The sequence below is a fragment of the Pseudoalteromonas sp. D15MCD-2 genome (genome assembly GCF_038562745.1).
Classification (GTDB): domain Bacteria; phylum Pseudomonadota; class Gammaproteobacteria; order Enterobacterales; family Alteromonadaceae; genus Pseudoalteromonas.
The window spans coordinates 652,790-670,146 of the sequence record NZ_JBCFQE010000002.1 but is presented as its reverse complement, the minus strand read 5'-3'; the positions used below and the strand labels follow the sequence as shown (position 1 = coordinate 670,146).

At 42.0% G+C, this 17,357-nt stretch carries 16 protein-coding genes; 4 read left to right on the top strand and 12 right to left on the bottom strand.

Translation table 11 applies throughout. The features are described from left to right. Nucleotides 1-45: 45 nt before the first annotated feature. Nucleotides 46-1,008 carry an alpha/beta hydrolase gene (locus AADY36_RS19750; protein ID WP_285220915.1) on the bottom strand — a complete coding sequence of 321 codons (963 nt, stop codon included), beginning with the start codon at nt 1,006-1,008 and terminating at the stop codon, nt 46-48. A 196-nt stretch (nt 1,009-1,204) separates the two neighbouring features. After that, complete coding sequence (locus AADY36_RS19745) at nt 1,205-2,392, bottom strand: MFS transporter (RefSeq protein WP_342409558.1); 1,188 nt, start codon at nt 2,390-2,392, stop codon at nt 1,205-1,207. 111 nt (nt 2,393-2,503) lie between these two features. Between AADY36_RS19745 and AADY36_RS19740 the strand changes: the two genes are divergently transcribed. Further along, a complete protein-coding gene (locus AADY36_RS19740; RefSeq protein WP_188729960.1) occupies nt 2,504-3,394 on the top strand; it encodes a LysR family transcriptional regulator in 891 nt (296 codons plus the stop codon). Between the two features lie 33 nt (nt 3,395-3,427). Here the strand turns inward: AADY36_RS19740 and hisIE are convergent, their stop codons facing one another. Genes hisIE through hisG form a run of 8 tightly spaced genes read right to left on the bottom strand, consistent with a single transcriptional unit; the run spans nt 3,428 to nt 10,496 of the window. Continuing rightward, the gene (gene hisIE, locus AADY36_RS19735; protein ID WP_342409557.1) at nt 3,428-4,042 is read right to left on the bottom strand and encodes a bifunctional phosphoribosyl-AMP cyclohydrolase/phosphoribosyl-ATP diphosphatase HisIE; all 615 of its coding nucleotides are present in this window, start codon (nt 4,040-4,042) and stop codon (nt 3,428-3,430) included. Then, entirely contained in the window at nt 4,033-4,812 is a 780-nt protein-coding gene (gene hisF, locus AADY36_RS19730) for an imidazole glycerol phosphate synthase subunit HisF (protein WP_054563887.1), read from the bottom strand. Before hisF ends, hisIE begins: the two co-directional genes overlap by 10 nt. Continuing rightward, nucleotides 4,794-5,528 (bottom strand): 1-(5-phosphoribosyl)-5-[(5-phosphoribosylamino)methylideneamino] imidazole-4-carboxamide isomerase, encoded by a 735-nt coding sequence (locus AADY36_RS19725; protein WP_054563886.1) that lies wholly within the window; start codon nt 5,526-5,528, stop codon nt 4,794-4,796. The genes hisF and AADY36_RS19725 overlap by 19 nt, the downstream gene beginning before the upstream one ends. A 28-nt stretch (nt 5,529-5,556) precedes the next feature. Then, the gene (gene hisH / locus AADY36_RS19720; RefSeq protein WP_342409556.1) at nt 5,557-6,147 is read right to left on the bottom strand and encodes an imidazole glycerol phosphate synthase subunit HisH; all 591 of its coding nucleotides are present in this window, start codon (nt 6,145-6,147) and stop codon (nt 5,557-5,559) included. Next, a complete protein-coding gene (gene hisB / locus AADY36_RS19715; RefSeq protein WP_281546774.1) occupies nt 6,144-7,205 on the bottom strand; it encodes a bifunctional histidinol-phosphatase/imidazoleglycerol-phosphate dehydratase HisB in 1,062 nt (353 codons plus the stop codon). The genes hisH and hisB overlap by 4 nt, the downstream gene beginning before the upstream one ends. Next, nucleotides 7,202-8,299, bottom strand: coding sequence for a histidinol-phosphate transaminase (gene hisC, locus AADY36_RS19710; RefSeq protein ID WP_342409555.1), 1,098 nt, complete (start codon nt 8,297-8,299; stop codon nt 7,202-7,204). The genes hisB and hisC overlap by 4 nt, the downstream gene beginning before the upstream one ends. After that, the gene (hisD, locus tag AADY36_RS19705) at nt 8,289-9,590 is read right to left on the bottom strand and encodes a histidinol dehydrogenase (RefSeq protein ID WP_055199018.1); all 1,302 of its coding nucleotides are present in this window, start codon (nt 9,588-9,590) and stop codon (nt 8,289-8,291) included. The genes hisC and hisD overlap by 11 nt, the downstream gene beginning before the upstream one ends. Before the next feature lie 6 nt (nt 9,591-9,596). After that, nucleotides 9,597-10,496: an ATP phosphoribosyltransferase gene (gene hisG / locus AADY36_RS19700; protein WP_342409554.1), complete on the bottom strand. Its 900-nt coding sequence runs from the start codon at nt 10,494-10,496 to the stop codon at nt 9,597-9,599. Nucleotides 10,497-10,852: 356 nt separating this feature from the next. Between hisG and AADY36_RS19695 the strand changes: the two genes are divergently transcribed. Further along, the gene (locus AADY36_RS19695; RefSeq protein WP_054563880.1) at nt 10,853-11,086 is read left to right on the top strand and encodes a hypothetical protein; all 234 of its coding nucleotides are present in this window, start codon (nt 10,853-10,855) and stop codon (nt 11,084-11,086) included. A 90-nt stretch (nt 11,087-11,176) separates the two neighbouring features. Further along, a complete protein-coding gene (locus AADY36_RS19690; protein ID WP_342409553.1) occupies nt 11,177-12,142 on the top strand; it encodes a sensor domain-containing diguanylate cyclase in 966 nt (321 codons plus the stop codon). Between the two features lie 27 nt (nt 12,143-12,169). Here AADY36_RS19690 and AADY36_RS19685 read toward each other — a convergent pair whose 3' ends face one another. Together AADY36_RS19685 and AADY36_RS19680 are read right to left on the bottom strand one after the other, a co-directional pair. Next, nucleotides 12,170-13,453, bottom strand: a complete 1,284-nt coding sequence (locus tag AADY36_RS19685; RefSeq protein ID WP_054563878.1) for a cation:proton antiporter — start codon at nt 13,451-13,453, stop codon at nt 12,170-12,172. A gap of 225 nt (nt 13,454-13,678) precedes the next feature. Next, nucleotides 13,679-14,758 carry a mechanosensitive ion channel family protein gene (locus tag AADY36_RS19680; RefSeq protein ID WP_269407143.1) on the bottom strand — a complete coding sequence of 360 codons (1,080 nt, stop codon included), beginning with the start codon at nt 14,756-14,758 and terminating at the stop codon, nt 13,679-13,681. 388 nt (nt 14,759-15,146) lie between these two features. Here AADY36_RS19680 and AADY36_RS19675 point away from each other — a divergent pair, with 388 nt between their 5' ends. Further along, the gene (locus AADY36_RS19675) at nt 15,147-17,342 is read left to right on the top strand and encodes a M4 family metallopeptidase (protein ID WP_342409552.1); all 2,196 of its coding nucleotides are present in this window, start codon (nt 15,147-15,149) and stop codon (nt 17,340-17,342) included. Nucleotides 17,343-17,357: the final 15 nt, after the last annotated feature.

Genomic DNA, 17,357 nt, shown 5'->3' with positions numbered 1-17,357 from the left:
ATGGGCATATCCCTATGTCCCATTCGTTACCATGACACGTTTTAGTTAAAGACTTGCTGTGAAAAATTCAGCAATTTTAGTGAATGGAATTAAACCCACATCATCATATAAATCAACATGACCTGCATTTGGTACAACCAATAATTGTTTAGGTTCAGCAGCTAAATCATAGGCTTGTTGGCTAAACTCAAATGAGTGAGCGTGTTCACCAGCAACAAACAGTAATGGACGTGGTGAAATAGTCTCAATATCGTTAAATGGATAAAAGTTCATAAAACGCACATTGCTGCTTAATGTTGGGTGTGTTGTTAAATCTGCTGATGAGCGCTCTGGTGTATATTCGCCACGCTCAGTGCGGTAAAAGTCATAAAACTCTTTTGCAATTGGGTGTGAGCTTTCATCAATGTGATGCGGGCAGCCGCCTGTGTACTGCACTTCGCCACCAAGGTACTCAACATTACGTTGCTCTGCAGCTTCATCAAGCATACCTTTACGCATATCAAGGTCAATAGAGTTGCCTAAACCATTGCGCGTTGCGCCACCCATGTCATACATACTAACTGTTGCCACAGCTTTGATACGTGGGTCAATTTTTGCGGCACTAATGATGAAACCACCACTACCACATACACCTAAACCACCAATGCTTTCTTTGTTGACGTATGAACGGCTAGCAAGGTAATCGACACCGGCACTGAATGACTCTGCGTATAAATCAGGTAGTACAGTATTACGTGGTTCGCCGTCACTTTCGCCCCAGAAGCTAAGATCAACTGCCAAAGTTACAAATCCTAGCTCTGCAAGTTTAGTTGCATATAAAGTAGCACTTTGCTCTTTTACCGCACCCATAGGGTGACCTATTACAAGTGCCGGAAGGTTCGCACCTTTCTCTGCATTTTTAGGTGTAAAAAGATTACCGACTACATTCATTTGTAATTGGTTTTTGAAAATTACTTTTTCAAAGTTAACAGCATCGCTTTGGTAAAAATTATCAGTTGAGGTTGTCATAACACTCTCCTATTTTTTGATTAACAGGGACTGCAATTTGTTTTCACAATGCAGCTTTGATGAGGTTATTGTCGGTTATTTGTGCAGTTTGGCGTTATATTAGAACAGTCGATTTATTGCCTAAAAGTGTCGAATGTATCTTTAGGTGCTTAAAATGAACATTAGGTAGCCCAAGTATGAGCCACCTAATGATTTTTTAGGGTGTTTTTATAGTGAAATAGCTGGCAATGGCTGCAAAAAATAAGATAGCTGCGCTAACAAAGAAGGTAATAGGGTAGTCATAAACATCGAATAATATGCCGCCGAATGTTGAGCCTAGCGCTATCGAAAATTGAATAATTGCTACCATCAATCCTCCTGCAACTTCAGCATCTTTTGGTAAAGCACGAGCTACCCAGCTCCACCAAGCAACAGGCGCTGCAGTTGCAATTAACCCCCATAATCCAAGTAATACGATGTTGATGTTAAAAAGAGATATTTGATTAGCTAAACAAAATGCTATTAAAGCCATAACCGTAGGAGCAGCTATTAATGCAAACGCTAAACTGAGTTTTATGACCTTACTGATCAATAAGGTGCCAATAAAGCCTGCAAAACCAATAACAAATAACACCATAGAGACTTGTTGGCTGGTGGCTTGAAACGCTGACTCTAAAAAGGGCCTTACATAGGTAAATAAAGTAAATTGCCCCATAAATAGCAGCGCGACAGCTAGCATACCAAAACGGACGAGTGGCTTTTTAAATAACTTAAATGCAGAAAAAGGTCCTTTTGATTGCTGCTGAGCTGGCATGCTAGGCAAAGCCTGCCATTGCCAAAATACAGCAATAGCAATAAATGGCACTAAACACATAAACGCGCCTCGCCAGCCAAGAACACTGCCTAAATAACTGCCAAGTGGTGCTGCAATTATCATGGCAAGACCATTACCACCATTAAATACTGCCAGTGCTTTAGGCACTTTTTCCTCGGGAACTAAGCGCATTGCAGAAGCAGTTGAAAGTGACCAATAGCCACCAATGACTAAGCCGATTAACGCACGACCAAGCATATAAACAGCGTAACTATCAGCTATAGAGATTGTTAAAGTTGACAGTAGCATTATCAAGGTCAGAGCGACTAGTAAGGTCTTTCGATCACTTTTAGCAAATAAAGGACTCATGAATAGACTTGTGATCACCGCAAAAAAGCCCGATATTGCTAACCCCTGACCAACCATGCCTTTACTAATTGATAAATCTTCAGCCATAGGTGTTAATAAGCTTACAGGCATAAACTCGCAGGCTATTAAGGCGAAAATACATAATGTCATCGCAAAAACCCCACTCCAATTAGCTTGCTGCTCGATAGGATGATCATCTTGATAGGTTGAGTAATTTGTCATGCTAGTCCATACAGTTAAATGTGATGGAGTATTTTTTCAAACATAGGTTGAATAGACTAGCTAATGAATACTAATATGCTTTATTAGTAATACTTATTAATAGGCAGGTGGATGATCAAACAAAACCTCAATGAATTGAACTATTTTGTCATTGTGGCAAGAACTGGCAGTTTTACACGTGCTGCTGCTCAGTTAGGCGTAACTCAGTCTGCCTTGAGTCAGGCTATTCGTTCACTAGAAGCAAACTTAGATATTCGTTTGTTAACCAGAACAACTCGAAGCGTATCGCCGACTCTCGCCGGGGAGCGTTTACTCAATGCAATAGGGCATCGTTTTGATGATATCGAAAATGAGTTAGAAGCGTTAACTGAACTCAGAGACAAACCTGCGGGCACGGTAAAAATTACTTGTGGTGATTTTATCATTCAGAGCACATTACTACCAAAGCTGGCCAATGTATTAAAGCAATACCCAGATATTAATATTGAGTTCAATGTTAACTATGGCTACACAGACATTGTTGCTCAGCGTATCGACGCTGGTGTTCGCCTTGGCGAAACCATAGATAAAGATATGATTGCAGTGCCTATCGGTAAAGAGCTCAATATGGCAGCGGTTGCAAGCCCTGAGTATTTTACTAAGCATCAAAAGCCTAACACGCCAAAGGATCTTACTGCACATAATTGTATCAACATTCGCTTTCCTACCCATGGCGGTTTATATGCGTGGGAGTTTGAAAAAGAGGGTGAAGAACTTAATGTGAATGTACGCGGTCAATTAATCTTTAATACCTCTCATCATATTGTTGAGGCGGCGTTACAGGGGTTAGGTATTGCGTTTCTACCTGAAGAGGAGTTTGGTGAGCATATAAAAAATGGTAATTTAATTAAAGTGTTAGCTGATTGGTGCCCCGCATTTCCCGGTTATTATTTGTATTACCCGAGCCGAAGGCAACCGTCTCCGGCATTTAAAATTGTGTTAGAAGCGTTAAAACAGCAATAGAGTGCGGTATTTAGATACCACACTCTATGATTATTACTTATGGCGGCCTTGTAAACAGCTCACCACATCAGCCAGCGATAAGCCTTGGCGCTGCAATAACACAGTTAAGTGATACAGTAAGTCTGCTGATTCATTGGTTAATTCATCGTTATCATGTTTCATGGCTGCAAGGGCAACTTCAACGCCTTCTTCACCCACTTTTTGGCAACTACGGCTTAAGTCTTTTGCAAACAAAGACGCAGTGTAGCTTTTGCTTGGATCATCGTCTTTACGTGAAACAATCACTTGTTCAAGTTCAGCTAAAAACGACAAGCTAGGTTTAGCATCATCGCCGAAGCAGCTTTGTGTACCAAGGTGGCATGTTGGCCCAAGTGGGTTTGCCAGTACTAATAGTGAGTCGTAATCGCAGTCGGTGTGTACTGAGACTACTTCAAGGTAGTTTTCTGATGTTTCGCCTTTGGTCCATAAACGCTCTTTAGAGCGCGAGTAAAAGGTTACTTTTTGTTTGTCGAAAGTGGCAGCTAATGCATCTTGATTCATAAAGCCTTGCATTAAAATCACCCCAGAGCGTGCGTCTTGCACGATAGCTGGGATCAATTCGCTTTTGGCAAAATCGATTTGAGAAAGAGTGTCTTTGGTTAATTGCATAGTCTTGCCGCTACATTATTATCAGTTAAAAATTGTTTTAGTTCGCCAATATCAATGACGTTCTTGTGAAATACGCTGGCAGCGAGCGCGCCATCAACTTGGCTTTGTTGAAACACATCAACAAAGTCTTGCATCGTACCTGCGCCGCCCGATGCAATTAGTGGAATATCGCACAGTGCACGCATTTTTGATAGCTGAACATTGTCGTAGCCTTTACGCACGCCATCTTGGTTCATGCAATTGAGTACGATTTCACCAGCACCTAGGTCTTGCACGCGTTTAACCCATTCTTCGGTTTTATAGCGAGTACGGCTTGATGCATTAGGATCGCCAGTTAGCTGGTACACTAAATATTCGCCAGTGGTTTCATCATAAAAGCTATCAATACCCACAACCACGCATTGTTTACCAAACTCATCGTGTAATTCTTTGATAAGCTCAGGGCGAGCAATTGCAGGGCTGTTAATACTGATTTTATCTGCGCCACGTTCTAAAACACGTGCTGCATCGGCAACAGATTTAATGCCGCCCGCCACACAAAATGGAATATCAATGTGGCGTGCAATGTTCTCTACCCAATTGACATCAAGTAGGCGTTTTTCGACGCTGGCACTGATTTCATAAAACACCAGTTCATCCGCACCGGCATCGCTGTAAGCTTTGGCAAGCGTTAAAATATCACCAACCACTTCATGGCCTTTAAATTTAACACCTTTAACGACTTGGCCGTCTTTTACATCTAAACAAGGGATTATGCGTTTTGATAACATGCTAACGCCTCCTCAACATTAAAGGCACCATCGAGCAATGATTTACCTAAGATAACACCGCCAACACCCAGCTTTTTCAGCTTTGCAATATCATCCAGTGAGCTTACACCGCCTGATGCTTGAACTTTAATCTCGCTGTTGTGGTTGGTTAAATCTTCATAAAGTGCAAACGAAGGGCCGGTCATGGTGCCGTCTTTACTGATGTCAGTACACAGAAAATCAACCACACCAAGTGCCACGTAAAAATCAACAAGTTCGAACAAGCCAAACTCAGATTCACTTAACCAACCATGTGTTGCTGGTGCCCAGCCGTTGTCAGTTTTATTAACATCTAGTGCGATAACAAAGTGTTCACTGCCAAACTTTTCAATCCAGGCCTGTACTTGCTCACGTTTTTCAACGGCCATTGAGCCAATCACGACTTGGTTAGCTCCGGCTTCAAGCCAGTCAGCAACATCTTGCTCAGAGCGAATACCACCGCCCACTTGATAAGGCACATTTAGCGCTTTGGTTGCAGCTTGAATATGCTGCCACTGTTTTTTATTTGGATCGCGTGCGCCTTCTAAATCAACTAAGTGCAGTTTGCCTGCGCCGCTATTTGCGTACTCTTGTAAGCGTGCGCCAAGTTCGTAAGGGTAAAATTGTGCGGTATCATACTTACCTTGGTATAAGCGCACAATTTGGTTTTGTAATACATCGAGTGCTGGAATAATCACGTTTATTTCTCTTATTTTTTTGCTGCGCTTACAGCTGCCAATCTAAAAAGTTTTGTAAAAGTCGGGTGCCTACTTTGGCGCTTCGCTCTGGGTGGAACTGCATGCCCGCGTAGTTATCTTTGGCAACAATTGCTGAAAAAGCTTGCCCGTATTCACCGCTAACTAGGGTGGCATCGTTCACTGTGTGAGCAAAGCTATGCACAAAGTATACTTGATCTTGCGCTGATAACCCTTTGGTGAGGGCATGCTCTTTTAATACGCTTAGGTCGTTCCAGCCCATGTGCGGTGAAGTTAATTCACCTACATCTAAGTGCTTAACAATACCTGGAATTTTGCCTAGGCAATCAACATTGCCTTCTTCTGTGCTGTCGCAAAGTAATTGCATGCCTAAACAAATGCCCATCAACGGGCGCTGATATTCATCAATTGCTTGCTGCCAACCACCGTCTTTTAAGCGTTTCATGGCAACAGAAGCATGACCTACGCCGGGTAAAATGGCACGTTCAAAGCCTTTTAGTTGCTCAGGTGAGGTGATAACCTCAGGATTATTACCTAAGCGTTCGAAGGCAAAACGAACAGAGTTAATGTTGGCACAACCGGTATTAATTATGGCAATCATAAACACCCCTTAGAGCTTGCTGTTTGTTGTGAAGCATCTTTTGCAATCGCAGCGCGAAGCGCTCTTGCAAACGCTTTAAATAGACCTTCAACTTGGTGATGACAATTACCATCGCTAACCGACAAAATAAGGCTCATGGCGGCATTATCACTTAAGCTTTTAAAGAAGTGCTCAACCATTTGTACGTCTAAGTCGCCGACTTTTTCACGGCTAAAATCAGCATTTAATACAAACGAGGCACGGCCCGATAAGTCAATTTGCGCTTCAGCTTTGCATTCATCCATAGGGAGTGCAAAACCATAGCGACCAATTTGCGTTTTTGTACCTAGCGCTTGTTTAAGGGCAAGGCCAAGTGCAATGCCGATATCTTCAACTAGGTGGTGCTCATCAATGTGTAAGTCGCCAGTGGCTTGAATATTAAGTCCGATATTGGCGTGTGTGCGAATTTGGTCAAGCATGTGATCGAAAAAGCCAAGGCCAGTGCTAATTTCGCCATTTTTTGTTTGGTCTAAATTAACTTGCACATCGATTTGTGTTTCTTTGGTGTTGCGAGTGACACGGCCTTCACGGTTCGCCGTTGTCAGCTTAGTGACAATGGCATCCCAGCTGCCGTCATACAAAATGCCTTCACAACATAAGTTATTGGCAAGTCCAATATCAGTTTGGCGGTCACCAATCACAAATGAGCGTGCTAAATCGACTTTACCCGAGCGCATAAGCTCAGTAAGTAAGCCTGTTTTTGGTTTACGGCATTCACAATTTTGTTCATCAAAGTGAGGGCAGATCAGAACTTCATCAAATTTAATCCCTTGGCTGTTTAAGATATCCATCATCTTGTCTTGAGCAATATCAAAATCGGCCGTCGGGAAGCTATCAGTGCCTAAACCATCTTGATTAGATACCATAACAAGGCGGTAACCTGCCGCTTGAAGTTGTAATAGAGCAGGGATCACATTTGGCAAAAACACTAATTTTTCTAGGCTATCAACCTGTTTGTCGGTGATAGGCTCTTCGATAATCGTGCCATCGCGGTCAATAAATAAATACGGATTGCTCATGATAATTCCTGTTCTACTGTTTTACTGGTCAGTGATAAGCCATCTAACCAAACTTTTACTTGTTCTAGTTCTTGCCCGTTACCGATAGAAATTCGTAACCAATCATCTTCGCTATATAAGGTGAAGGCACGCATTACGAGTCCTTGCTCAAGTGCGATATTAAATGATTGTTTGTCTTTTAATTTTAAGGTGACAAAATTACCTTCACCGCTCAGTACTTTGATAACGGCAGGTGATTGCTCGAGCCAACTTTTTAGTTTGCTTTTTAAGCTATTTAGAATTGTCACCTGACGGCGCATTGAAGCGATGTTGTCACTACTTAATGCGTCTGCTGCAATGCTCGCCACCACCGTTGATACAGGGTATGGCGCAATCACTTTACGAATAGGCGCCAGTAGCTCGCTGTTGGCTAATGTGAAGCCTGTTCTTAAACCCGCAAGTGCAAATGCTTTTGATAAGGTTCTTAGTACCACAAGGTTACTAAACTCGTTGATCAGGCTTGCCGCTGTTTGTTCTGGGCAAAATTCTATATAAGCTTCATCAACCACTACAATCGCTTTACCCGCAAGTTGTTGGGTGATTTTTCTGATTTTGTCTAAGCTTGTCATGCTGCCGGTAGGGTTATTTGGATTACAAATAAACACCAGCTTTGAATCAGCAACTGCAGTGACAATCTCATCAACCGTGCCTTTTAATAACAGCTCTTGAGTTAAACCGTTAATCGCAATGTTGTGGGTATCTGCAGTGACTTTGTACATGCCGTAAGTTGGCAAAAATAGTGCGATGCTATCTGTAGCTGGGCTACAAAAAGTACGTACTAATAGCTCAATACCTTCGTCAGCGCCGCGAGTCATCAGTACTTGCTCTGGCTCTAAATTAGCATAGCAAGCGTAACGATTGATCACTTGCTGAGGCTGCGGATCTGGGTAGCGATTTAAATCAGCTAAATTGATATTTGGCGTACGTGAATAAGGGCTTTCATTGGCATTTAACCACGTTGTGCCGGTTAGCTTTTCACTTTTAGCCGAACTGTAGGCTGTAAGCGCTGCAATGTTATCTGGCAACAGCGTTGTTATTTTTGAATTATCGCTCATTGTTCATAGCCTCAAGACGAATCGAAACAGCATTGGCGTGAGCATCAAGCCCCTCTGCTGCAGCCAAAGGTAAAATTGCTTTAGATAATTCACGTAAGCCATTTTTACTGATGGTTTGCACTGTGTAAGTTCTAAAGAAGTCCAGTAAGTTTAAGCTCGAATAGGTCGCGCTGTAACCATACGTTGGTAGTACGTGGTTAGTACCCGATGCATAGTCACCGGCAGACTCCGGGGTGTAATCACCTACAAATACTGAACCGGCATTTTTCACTAAGCTTAAATAAGGCTGCGCATCAGCAAGTTGTAAAATAAGGTGCTCAGGACCATATTCAGCAGACACCGAAAAGGCTTGCTCAACCGAGTCCACTAAAATTAAGCTTGAGTTAGCAAGGGCTTGCTCGGCAGTGTCTTTACGACTCAACTTTGCTAGCTGCTCTGTTAAGGCTTGCTGTGTTTTTTCAATGATGCGTTCGCTGTTACATAGTAAAATAACTTGCGAATCAGCGCCGTGCTCTGCTTGCGACAATAAATCTGCCGCAATAAATTCAGGGTTTGCACGCTCATCAGCAATCACTAGCACTTCAGAAGGGCCAGCCGGCATATCAATCGCCATGCCCGGTATAGTTTGCGCAACAAGTTGTTTTGCCATGGTGACAAAGCTATTTCCTGGGCCAAAAATCTTGTTCACTTTAGGCACTGATTCTGTGCCGTATGCCATCGCTGCAATGGCACCTGCGCCGCCACTTTCTACAATGGTTTTAATACCACATAGTTTTGCTGCATATAAAATGGCAGGGTTGATGGTTTCGTCGGCTTTTACAGGTGTAGTTAGCACAACGGTTTGTGCACCACTTAACTGTGCAAGCACCCCTTGCATAATTACTGAAGATGGCAGTGGAGCACTGCCACCTGGCACGTAAATACCTACCGCTTCAATGGCTTGATATTTAAGTTCACACAATACGCCAGGTTGAGTTGTTAACTTAATGTCTTTTGGTAATTGTGCTTGGTGAAAACGTTTTACATTGGCATAGGCCGTTTCTATGGCGGCTTTTAATTCGTTTGATAATAACTGCTCAGCTTGGTTTATTTCTTCAACTGGCACTAATAAGCGAGGTGTTTCGCGCTTATCAAACTCTTTTGCCATTTTTAATAACGCTGCGTCACCCTCAGTTTTAACTGCATTTAAGATATCGATGCAAATAGCTTCAACCTCTTTACTTGCAGTAACAGCAGGGCGGGTAAGTACCGCCTGCTGTGCTTGTTGATTTTCCTCATTCCAGCGAAACATGGATAATTACTCCATCATTTTTTCAATTGGCATAACAAGAATTGAGTTGGCACCCAGTGCTTTTAACTGTTCCATTGTTTCCCAGAAAAGGGTTTCGCTGCTAACCATGTGTAGTGCAACATAATCGTCGCTACCAGCAAGCGATAGTAAAGTTGGTTGGCCAGTACCCGGTAGTAAGTCGCACACTTCATCAAGCTTTGCTTTTGGTGCGTGTAGCATGATGTATTTACTTTCTTTTGCTTGGCGTACACCACGTAGACGCGGCATTAACGTGTTGATTAAATCAAGTTTGCTTTGATCAGTAAGGTCTTTGTTTTGAATTAAACATGCATTTGATTCTAAGATGGTGTCGCCTTGCATTAAGCCGTTTGCTTCTAACGTTGCACCAGTAGACACTAGGTCACAAATTGCATCAGCCAAACCAGCACGCGGTGCGACTTCAACAGAGCCCGTTAACATGACTGTGCTTGCGTTAATGCTTTCGCGTTTTAGGTATTGGCTTAAGATTTCTGGGTAAGTAGTGGCAATGCGTTTACCTTCAAACCAGCTTTTATCTTGTGGACCAAGTTCTTGTGGCCATGCAAGTGCAAGGCGGCAGTAACCAAAATCAAGCTTAGAAAGTTTATTTACCTCGAATGCCACGCCTTGGCGTTCGCGTTCGGCTTGAACTTCAACAAGTACGTTTTCACCAACGATACCTAGGTCACACACACCGTCCATTACTAGGCCCGGAATATCGTCATCGCGTACACGAAGTACATCAATTGGCATGTTGGTAGAGTGTGCGATTAAACGTTGTTCACGAAGATTTAATTTAACACCAAGTTGTTTTAGTAACTCTTGGCAGTCTTTTGATAAGCGGCCGCCTTTTTGGATGGCGATTCGTAAACGATTGGTATTGCTCATTATTCATTTTCCTTTAATTCAAAAACTAAAAACCCCGAGGGAACCTCAGGGCGAAAATAAATAATTTGGTTGATTGCTCGCCAGAGGTTCCTTTTAGGAATAACCTCTCAGCGAAAAACCTGACAGGCTATTCCGGTGAATGATGGTGATGATGGATAGTTGTCAGATTGAAGCGCATAATTTTTCCTGTATTGCACTCGTTTGTGTAAAGCAGTGCGTATATCTGTTTAAATAAGTTACGTATATAGATAAACATGCTTTGCTAATCTTTGGCAAGCATTTTTTTGCGAAATTAAAGTATATCTTATAACTGCCGATATATAACGGTTAGATAGTAGGTACAGCAGGAGGTGCAAATGGATATCATGATCCCCTTTTTAGGTCGAATTACGCGCTTACAGTTGGAAAGTAAAGGTGCGTTTCATATTGCGGGCGTAAAAGATGCGAACGTGCAGCGAATTGAGCTTGAAAAGCGCCAAAAACGTGAAATAGAACGCCGCAAAAAAGCCGCTAAAAAAGAAGATAAAGGCAACAAAAGTGCCATAGAAGAAGATGAAGAGGGTAATAAACACCTAGATACATGGGCTTAATACTCAATATAAAATTTGTTTTTATGCAACTGTGCGGTTTTTTCTGCTAACGTTAAGAAACACTTGTGTTGTAACTTACAAGGCAATTCAATGGAACGACCCTCAGTGCCATTAAATGAGCAAGCTAGGCTTGAAGAGCTTCGCTCATTAGATGTTTTAGACTCTCAAAGTGAACCCGCCTTTGACCGAATCACTCGCCTTGCCCAGCAATTTTTCTCTGTACCAATTTGTGTTATCAGTTTAATTGACGAGCACAGGCAATGGTTTAAGTCATGTGTGGGGCTCGATGTAACAGAGACCGCAAGAGACGTTTCTTTATGCGCCCATGCAATTTTATACAAAGACCCGCTTGTGGTTGAAAATACCTTAAACGATAAGCGTTTTGCTGATAACCCACTGGTAATGGGTGACCCAAATATTCGCTTTTATGCGGGCTGCCCAATTACACTTAAATCAGGAAATAGAATTGGCACTTTGTGCCTTATCGATCATCAACCGCGCAGTTTTAACAAACAAGAAATTAAAGCCTTACAAGACTTTGCAGCAATCGTCGAGCGAGAGTTTGCAATCATGCAGTTAGCAACTACCGATGAGCTTACTTTATTGCCTAATCGTCGCGGTTTCATTAGCACCGCAGAGCATTATCTTGATTTATGTATTCGCCAGCATTTAAAAGCAAAATTAGTGTTTATTGATTTAGATAATTTTAAAGCAATTAACGATAAATTTGGTCATGCTGCTGGCGATAGAGTACTGAGAGATTTTGCAGGATTACTAGAGAACTGTTGTCGCAAGGCTGATTTATATGCACGTTTGAGCGGTGATGAGTTTGTGATTTTATTTACAGATTTAAATACCAGCGAATGCGACACCATAATGCATCGCTTGTTGTTGTCATTCAGTGACTTACCTAATAGCTTTAATAACCAAGTTGAGCTTGGCTTTTCTTATGGCATTGCTGATTTTTCTGGTCAGCAACCTTGCTCACTAACTAAATTGCTGTCTGCTGCTGACGCGCGAATGTATGCCGATAAAGCACAAAAAAAGGCCCGATAAACGAGCCTTTAGAGCAAAAAGCTGTGCTTAATTTTTTGCTTCTGCTGATTGAATACTACTTTGGATCAACGGCGAAATTGTTAAACCTTGTACGATAATCGAGAAAATCACTACCACGTAGGTGACAATAACAATTAGGTTATGAAGGTCTGAGCCTGCAATCATTACTTGATCGCGTGGGATGGCAGCTGCCATTGCCAGCGCTAGACCACCCCGTAAGCCACCCCAAGTGAGTATTTTCACCGAGTGCTTATCGTATTGGCGATACTTTTTAAAGAATACAAATGGCGCACCTACACTTATGAATCGCGCTAGCAACACCACGGGTACCATCAGTAAACCTAAGCCAATTTCTTCAAGAGTAATCGGCATAGTGACGATGAGCATACCGATAATCAAAAACAGCAAGGCGTTTAAAAAGCTATCGGTGGCATGCCAAAAGTCTTTCACGTAGCGAGTATCTTCAGGCCCCGTACGCTCTGTTGCTTTTGAACGAGTAATATTGCCAAGTAAAATACCACTGGTGACCATAGCAAGTGCACCTGAGATTTCCCAAATATTCGCTGCTGCAAAGCCGGCTGTTGGAATGGTCAGGGTTAGTAGCAAACGAATGTTAACATCGCGGCTATTAATAATTAAAAAATGCCCGACTAACGCAATCACTAGACCAAACACTATACCGCCAATTGCATCAACTAAGAACAATTCAGCAACGTCAGTAAAGGTGGCTTCGGTGCCATAAAAGGCCACTGAAAATATCGTTGTGAAAATCACCAAACCAATACCATCATTAAACAAAGACTCACCTTCAACTTGCACAGAAATACCTTCTGGGGCTCGCATTTGTTTAATAATGGCTAACACTGCAATCGGGTCGGTTGGGCTGATTAAAGCACCAAACAACAAGCAGTAAATAAACGGTACAGGCCAGCCTACAAAAGCAAACAAATAATAGCTTAAGTAACCAACAATGACCGTTGAGGTTATGGTTGAAAATAACACTAATGCGGTAATTTCCCACCGTTGTTTACGAAGGGCTGCTAAGTTGATTTCCAGCGCACCCGCGAACAGTAAAAACCCGAGCATGCCTTTTAGTAGCAACTGATTAAAGTTGATACTTGAGACAATTTGAGTCATTTCGAGGGCCGTGCTATCACCGAGCATTTTAACGGCAAGTATAAGAAGTAAAGAAATAACAACAGAGCCTGTTGTTATAGCAATCGTGGTTTGCATTTTGAGGATGTATTGGTTAGCAAAAGCAATAAAAATAGCTAATGCTGAAAGAAAACAAATGAGGTACCAAGCATTCATTGTTTGACCTTAAATATTTGTATAACAAGACGCAGAAAGCTGTCACTTTCTGGCCGCATATAGTACGCCTCTAATATAGGTATGTCACAGTGTTTATGCGATTTTTATGACATTTTAGAGTAAAAATTCAAGGTGCTGATTGCATATGTATAATCGCTGTTAATAATGTCTCAAAAGAGACAAAATAAACCTGATAAAAGCGCAATAGTGATAAGTTCAGTTAGGTCAATCAGCCTGTTTAAACTGGGCTGATTCTTGGCTGGTATTAATAGCTCTGATTGGGTAAGGAATAACAATTCCTTCTTCTGCGTAACGTTGGTGTAATGCTTTAATAAAAGCTGATTTTACCCAAAAGCGGTTAAAGTACTCTTTTGCTCTTAACATCACCGTAAAATTGATGCTTGATTGATCAAATGTATGAAAGACCACAAAGGTTTCGTAATCATCAACGCCCCATTCATGACTTTTTAATATCTGCCTTGCTACATCCAACGTAACCTGCTCAACTTTTTCAAGGTCGGAGCCATAATGAACACCCACTTCGACGGGGACGCTGAGCTCTTTTTCTGGGTAAAAATAGTTAATGATGCGTGATTTAGACAGCTGACTATTGGGGATGACTATCATGTTATTTGGCAACATTTTTACCCAGGTTGAGCGCCAACCAATTTTCTCAACAAAGCCTTGATCGCCACTTTCAAGCTCTATAAAGTCGCCGACCCGAATAGGTTTATCAATCACCAACTGAACGCCAGAGAAGAAGTTTTCGAGTGTCGGTTGTAAAGCCAAAGCGACGGCAAGAGAGGTAATGCCCAAAGAGGCAATAATCGGAGTGATTGATATACCCAACGTGCCTAATAACACCAATAAGCCAACACACACAATTGCGCAGCGGATCAAGCCTTTAATGATGCTATGACTATTCGAAACCACTACAGAGCGGGCGCTGTAATAATCAACGGTGCCAAATAAGAAATGGTCTAAAAATAACACTAAGGCAAAAATACAAATGGCTTTAGCGGTGGCCGCAATAGGTAAGGGGTGCTCAGCCATAAAGCCGGTGGTGTTTAATAACTGACCAAAAATGATCACAAGCACCATCATTGTGCATAAGGTTAATGGTGTAGACAGTGAGTCAACCAGTAATGAGTCGAAAACAAAGTCGGTTCGTTGGGTCCATTTCTTTAAGCAATAGATGATTACAAACTTTAATAAAAACAAAGCTGTGGCGGCTAATACAGTACCACCAATGACGACCAGCCATGGCTCATTTAGCCATTCGTTTTGTATCAGATCAGTAATCATGCTTAGTCCTTAAACCCTAGGTACTTAGCATTGTTGCAAGTTATGTACCCAGACATTTTTATGGATATCTAAGCCTTTTGGCTGTGAATCACAAATAATGAGGTGAGCAAAATAAAAACAAATAAAAGGTACAAATGTTTAATAAATGTTATTATTTTGTATCAATAATTTTACACTTTAAATGTATTTATTAACATTTTATAAACCTTTAAATTCCTATCCTGCTGTTAATTATGGCTTTTTAATTTAGAGCTAATACTTTATTTGTAAATTTTTTGTTTCATTTTCAATTTCGCTCTATTCAATCTAGGCTGGTCACTAATCGGGAACAGTGCAGTCCGGTTACTAGGAAAATATTAAATACATAACAATCTAACGGAGCGTAAACGTGAATTTATCTAAAATCACATTAGCAACTCTTGCTGCTTTTGCTTTGACTCAAGCAACAAGTGCAGTAGCTGCGAACAAGAAATACCTAAACGAACAAACAGGGATTAACCAAGCTTTGCAAACCAATGCATCATCTGTATTGAGTGCAAATCCAAATCAGTTAGTTGGTTTAGGTGCAGGGAATGATTTAGTTGTATTAAAAGAAATCAAAACCAGTAACGGCAACACCACGCGTCGTTATCAGCAGATGTATCAAGGTCTACCTGTTATCGGCGATACGGTTAGCCTTACATTTGATGGAAATGGCCAATTAAAGCGCGCACATGGTGCAGCGGTGTATGACATTGCCGCCGACATCGACTCAGTGTCTCCGGCACTAAACAAGAAAAAAGCAATGGCAAAAGGCCTTGCTAACTCACCTGCTGCAATTAAATCAGTTGGGTTAAAAAAGCATAATGAACAATCACGTTTAGCTATTTGGCTAGATGAGGACAGTGTTGCACACCTAGTGTATGAAGTAACTTATGTGACGTATGGCGACAACCCATCTCGTCCGTATCAAATTATTGATGCTAACAGCGGTGAAGTTTTATTTAGCTTCGATAACTTACAACATGCTAGTGCAACAGGCCCCGGTGGTAACTTAAAAACCGGTAAATACATCTACGGTACTGACTTTGATAGTCTAGATGTTACTCAGTCTGGCAGCACCTGTACGATGAATAATGCAAATGTAAGAACCATTAACTTAAATGGTGGTACAAGTGGTTCAACAGCGTATTCGTTTACATGCCCAGAAAATACCTTTAAAGAAATTAACGGTGCGTACTCGCCTTTAAATGATGCGCATTATTTCGGTAACGTCATTTTTAATATGTATAACGATTGGGTCGGCACTGCGCCATTAACTTTCCAATTAAAAATGCGTGTTCATTACGGCAATAACTATGAAAATGCGTTTTGGGATGGCAGTGCCATGACCTTTGGTGATGGTCAAAATACCTTCTATCCACTGGTAAGTCTTGATGTATCGGCGCATGAAGTAAGCCATGGTTTTACCGAACAAAACTCAGGGCTTGTTTATTCTGGTAAATCAGGTGGTTTGAACGAAGCGTTCTCTGATATGGCAGGTGAAGCGGCTGAGTTTTACATGAAAGGCTCAAACGACTGGTTAGTGGGTCAGGAAATCTTTAAAGGTAACGGTGCACTACGTTACATGAATAACCCAACCCAAGATGGAAGCTCAATTGACCATCAAAACAATTACTACTCTGGTATGGATGTTCACTACAGCTCAGGTGTATTCAACAAGGCATTTTATAACCTTGCAACCACACCAGGTTGGGATACGCAAAAGGCGTTTGTTGTGATGGCACGCGCTAACCAACTTTACTGGACAGCCAGCACAAACTGGGATTTAGCAGGTAACGGCGTGATGGATGCGGCCTGTGATTTAAGCTATGACCCAGCAGATGTTCAAGCTGCACTTGCGGCGGTTGGTGTGACTTCAAGCTTAAGTGCGGGTAGTAGCTGTGGTACAACTGAGCCACCTACGGGCGGTGATGAAGAGCTAACTAATGGCGTTGCACGCACAGGGATCAGTGGCGCTGCTAAAGATCAAATGTTCTTTACTCTTGAGGTGCCAGCAGACGCAACGAATTTACAATTCAATACAACTGGTGGAAGTGGTGATGCAGATCTTTACGTTATGTACGGCGCAAAACCAACACTGAGCAACTTTGATTGTAAAAGCACTTCATCTACTAGCACAGAAAGCTGCGCTATAAGTAATGTACAAGCGGGTACTTACTACGTAATGGTAGAAGCGTGGAATCAAATTTCAGGTGTATCACTTACAGGTAGCTTTGATTCGGGCAGCGGTGGTGGTGTAACACCGATAAACCGTACTGAGTCTAACTTAAGTGTTGGCACAAATAGCTGGACTCGCTTCACGCAAGACCTAGATGCGGGTTATTCGTCACTTAATGTGACTATTTCTGGTGGCTCTGGTGATGCTGACTTGTATGTGAACTTTGGTTCACAATCGACAACATCTAGTTATGACTGCCGTCCTTATAAAAACGGCAATAGCGAAACCTGTACATTTACAAACCCACAAGCGGGTACTTGGTATATCGACCTTCGCGGCTATCGCGCTGCAAGTGGTGTAACACTCACCATTTCGGCTAACTAGCCACCCTTTTAGGGA